This window comes from Dokdonella sp. (assembly GCF_049593775.1).
Classification (GTDB): domain Bacteria; phylum Pseudomonadota; class Gammaproteobacteria; order Xanthomonadales; family Rhodanobacteraceae; genus Dokdonella.
The window spans coordinates 1-4468 of sequence record NZ_JBAWHJ010000379.1; the positions used below are offsets into that span (position 1 = coordinate 1).

Annotated in this window: 3 protein-coding genes and 1 pseudogene; 2 read left to right on the forward strand and 2 right to left on the reverse strand. The window is 60.8% G+C overall.

The features are described 5' to 3' along the window. Positions 1-372 (forward strand): hypothetical protein (locus tag WBP53_RS13015; protein WP_423929593.1); only part of this gene is annotated, 372 nt, incomplete at its 5' end. 178 nt (positions 373-550) lie between these two features. On the opposite strand, the gene WBP53_RS13020 is transcribed toward WBP53_RS13015, so the two are convergent. Both WBP53_RS13020 and WBP53_RS13025 read right to left on the reverse strand, forming a co-directional pair. Further along, positions 551-2014: a WS/DGAT/MGAT family O-acyltransferase gene (locus tag WBP53_RS13020; protein ID WP_423929595.1), complete on the reverse strand. Its 1464-nt coding sequence runs from the start codon at positions 2012-2014 to the stop codon at positions 551-553. Positions 2015-2119: 105 nt separating this feature from the next. Next, complete coding sequence (locus tag WBP53_RS13025; RefSeq protein WP_423929597.1) at positions 2120-3538, reverse strand: cryptochrome/photolyase family protein; 1419 nt, start codon at positions 3536-3538, stop codon at positions 2120-2122. A gap of 162 nt (positions 3539-3700) precedes the next feature. Between WBP53_RS13025 and WBP53_RS13030 the strand changes: the two are divergent. After that, positions 3701-4468, forward strand: a pseudogene (locus WBP53_RS13030) (alpha-2-macroglobulin family protein); the annotation flags it as partial.

Here is a 4468-nt window from a genome sequence, read left to right on the forward strand (position 1 = left end):
ATCGGATACAGCGCGGGTGCGCAGCTCGACATGCTGCTGGAAAGCAGCAGCGCCTGGACCAGCTATCTCAACCAGTTCGCCGCCGCTGCCGCCATCTATGAACCCGCGGTAGGGGTAACGCTCAGCACCAGCTACTGCTGCTCGGACCACGCGCCCTATCTCAACGCTGGCAAGCGCGGCCTGCTGACGATCGAAAAGGACTGGAGCGTTTATCCGCACTATCACCGCGCCACCGATTTGCCGGTCAATATGGGCGTGTGGGCACAAGCCATGGGCGCCGCCATCATTCGCACCAATGTCGCCGTTCTCGCCGATTTGAGCGGTGCAACCGATCGAATTTTTGCCGACTCGTTTGACTCCGCACTTCCCTAGTTGGAGGAAGCGGCATCATGCGTCTCGGCCGCAGATTCCTTCAATCCGCAATCCACCATCGAATGGATGACTCGCGGCATCGCCGCCGAGTGATGCCCTGCCAGTGAACTCTTCGAAGGATCAACACCTTCGAAAAATGCAGCTGGCGATACTCGGGGCACACGCTACCGTGCGTGAACTAGAGGAAGTGCTTGAGTGTCGCGTCGGCACCGCCAGCCGCGATCTCCTCGTCCCAGTCTTCCATGAGCGCGATCAACATGAGCTTTTCGAATTCTTCGGCAAAACGAACGGTGACCGAGTCCGGATCATGCACGCGCTTTGCATCTCCGATCAGACCGAAATGGACATTGCCGTTGTAGCTGAGAATCGACAAACCGACGCCGATCGAGCCTGACTGGGGCACCCAGAACATCAACTCGGTGACCTCGACACCGGTCAGATACAGCGGCTGTTGAGGGCCAGGAACATTGGTTGCAACCGTCGTTGCCTTTCGGCTGAACAGCTCGAGAGCCGGCGCTTGCAGCGCCTGAGGCCCCATGCCGAGTGCGCCTAGCAGCCCCAGCGTGACAATGGCCTGACGCGAATTCTTGAGCTCTCGCATGCACGCGGCGACCCGCTCCAGCCGGCGCAAGGGGTTGGCTTCGCCGACAGGCAGGTCGAGAAACACCAATCCGAAATGATTCCCAAGCTTCTTCGCGTGCTCCAGAGGCCTCAGGTTGACCGGAACCGTCGCGCGTATGGTCAGGCCATCGACCTTGCCACCCTGATCGAGCAGATAACCGCGCAACGCACCTGCCGCACAGGCCAGCAGCACATCATTGACCGTGCACCCCAATGCGCGCCCGAGGGTCTTCACTTCTTCGAGCGGCAGGGGATCCGCCCAGGCGACGCGTTTGATGACGCCTAGAGGCCCCTTCAGCAGGGTCGGCGGATCATCTTCCAGGCTCAAGGCCAGAGCTAGTTCACGCGTGATCGCACCACCTTCGCGCGCAACGTCCGCTGCCACGGCAGGGTCATTGATCATCTCCGCGATCTTCGCGTAGACCTTGTTGCCGACCTTGAATGCCTTGCCGATTCCGGCTTGGGCCGGCTCCAGCATGCGTTGCCAGACATTGCCGCCATCGCGCTTCAGCCAGGTCCTGGCCAGCTCGGCCTGTTGTTCCGGATCGGGCGCCGTATCGGTCAGCGCCAGCATGACTTGAACGAGGGCAAGGCCGTCTGCGTAGCAATGGTGGATGCGCGCAACAAGCACGCTGCCGCCTCGGTAATTCTCCACGACATGGAATTGCCAAAGCGGCTTGGAATGATCGAGTGGAGATGAGGCCAGTTCGCCGACAAAATTTTCCAGCTCAACCTTGTCCGCCGCACCGGGCAGAGCCGCCACGCGGACATGCCAGTCCAGATTGAAGTCGGCATCGGTTTCCCAATGCGCACCGGATGGCGTGTTGACTGCCTTCTGCCGAAACCGCGGGTAAGCCAGGAATCGTTCGCCGAGAAGATTCTTGATCGCCGCGGGATCGAGTGGCGCGGCAAACATCATGATGCCGGTGATCATCATCAGATTGGTTGGCCGTTCCATGCGCAACCAGGCCGTATCGACCTTGGACATCGCTTCGCGTTTGCCTGAACCCGATTCGGACATGCATCCCTCCCTCTTCTGACGCCATGGCTGGATGAGTTTCCCCACCGCATCGAGGGTAAGCATCCCGGTAGTACCGGCAAAACGCAACGATTGCCGAACTCCGGATCAGTCGCGCAAGTCCTTGTAGGCAGCGAGTGCGGCTTGTCGCGAGGAATCCAGGTCGACTATCGGCGCGGGATAGTGGCTGCGCGCGAGCAAGTCGCCATCTGTCCATGGCCGATGGATCAGGGGTGCAGGGACATCAGCCAGTTCGGGGACCCAGCGACGTACGTAGTCGCCCCGGGGATCGAACTTCATGCCCTGGCTTACCGGATTGAAGATGCGGAAATACGGCGAGGCATCCACGCCGCAGCCGGCCGTCCATTGCCAGCCTTGCGCGTTGTTGGCGAGATCGGCATCGACCAGGGTATCCCAGAACCAGCGCTCGCCGAGGTGCCAGTGCTGGCGCAGGTTCTTCGTGAGAAACGAGGCAACCAGCATGCGGACCCGATTGTGCATCGTGCCGCTCTCCCAGAGTTCGCGCATGCCGGCATCGACAATCGGAATTCCCGTGCGGCCGCGCTGCCAGCGCTTGAGCGCAGGTGGATCGGCATCCGCCCATATGAAACCATCGAATCGCGAATTGAGATTCTTTTCCGGCATGTCCGGAAAGTGAAACAACAACTGCTGGGAAAACTCACGCCAGCCCAGCTGGCGAAGAAATCCCTCCGCGCCATTCGAGAGCGCGGCATCTCGACCTGATCGAACCCGCTCGTCGATCTCCCAGGCCATTCGCATTGGCGAAATTTCCCCGAAGTGCAGATGCGGCGACAAGCCGGAAGTTCCATCGCGATCCGGCCGGTCGCGCTCGTCGATGTAAGTCGACATCGTCGAATCGATGAATTCGGAAAATGCATCCTCCGCTGCCGACTCACCGCGGGCCCAACGCGTATGCAATCCCTGGTCCCAGGGCCTGGCTGGCAGGAGCTCCAGCGCATCCAGCGGCAAACCCGCGGCGTGATCACGGGACGCGATGCGCGCGGGCTTTGGCAGTGGCGGACGCAATTGCATCTGGCTGCGCGCCTTTCGCCAGTAGGGCGTGAAGACACGGTACGGCTGGCCCTGGTTGGTCTGTACTTCCCAGGGCTCCTGCAGCAAGGCCGCGTTGAAGCTGCGCGCTTCAAAGCCCTGCTCGGTCAAAGTCTGCTTGAGCAGGCTGTCACGCTGCGTGATCGCCGGCTCATAGAGCCGGTTCCAGTAGACCGCGGTGGCACCATGCTCGCCGAGCAAGCGAAGCAAAGCGTCAAGCGAGGGACCTCGAGCTATGTGCAAGCCTGAGCCTCGGCTGCGCAAATCCTTGCCGAGTGATTCCAGCGAACCATGCAGCCACCACCGGCTCGCCGCACCGGGCGCCCATGGCGCCTCTTCGTCTGGCGCATGGATGAACACCGGCAGCACCCGATCATATGCTTCCAGCGCAGCCGTCAAGGCAGGATTGTCAGCCAGGCGCAGATCACGACGAAACCAGACAAGGGCAGTTTTCATGGGCAGAGCGTAGCAATTCCGGCAACGATGTTGTCCCGGCAGACGCCCGATTTGCCCGGTGGCTGCCACAAATGCGCAGCTATACTGTGCACAACGCGCTCACGATGGAACTATCGCATGCCAATCCTGCTGACTCGACCCTGCTTTTCTCGCGCATTGGCCATGGCACTGCTTCTTTGCCTTTTCGGCATCGCCAGCTGCGGCAAACGGCCCGAGACGGTGCCCGAGGTCCAGGGCGAAAAGCCCGTCGAGGCGATAGCCGATACCCAGGCGCAGGCCGGCAAGCTGGAGGACGTTTCTGCGCATGCGGAGCTGTATCAGGGCCAGTTGGCCCTAGCACTCGAATTTCCGTTGCAACTGACCGGCACCCAGGACTTCGACTCTCTTCTGGTGGTCACTGGCGCCAATGGTGAACCGATCAGTGGCAGTTGGGTGCTGGATGAAGATGGCAGGACCCTGCGCTTTCCATACGTCGACGCGAATGCAAGCTACACCGCACGAATCAAACCCGGCCTCACCGCGGCTGATGGCCAGTCCATTGGCAGCGAATTCAGCAAGGATGTCTTCACCGGGCCCTTGCAGCCTGCGGTCGGGTTCGCCGCACAAGGCAGTGTCCTGCCTGCACGGGAATCACGCGGGCTGCCCGTGGTTTCGGTCAATGTGGATGAAGTCGATGTCGAGTTCCTGCGCGTTCGAGACAACGAGATCGCCAATTTCTTCGCGGCCTACCAGAAGAACGGACGTCGCGGCAGTTGGGATCTTGATCCTCAGTACGGCTGGTATGGGCGTGAAGGAAAGCCGGTGGCAAAGATTGCGGACTCGGTGTACGCCAATCGCTTCATCCTGTCCGGCAAGGAGAACGAACGCGCACTCAACTACCTGCCAATCCAGAACATTGCTGAACTGACCAAGTCCGGCTTGTACTTCGCG

Coding starts and splice junctions, on each gene's coding strand:
- WBP53_RS13025 (WP_423929597.1), bottom strand. CDS start 3,538: ATGAAAACTGCCCTTGTCTGGTTTCGTCGTGATCTGCGCCTGGCTGAC.
- WBP53_RS13020 (WP_423929595.1), bottom strand. CDS start 2,014: ATGTCCGAATCGGGTTCAGGCAAACGCGAAGCGATGTCCAAGGTCGAT.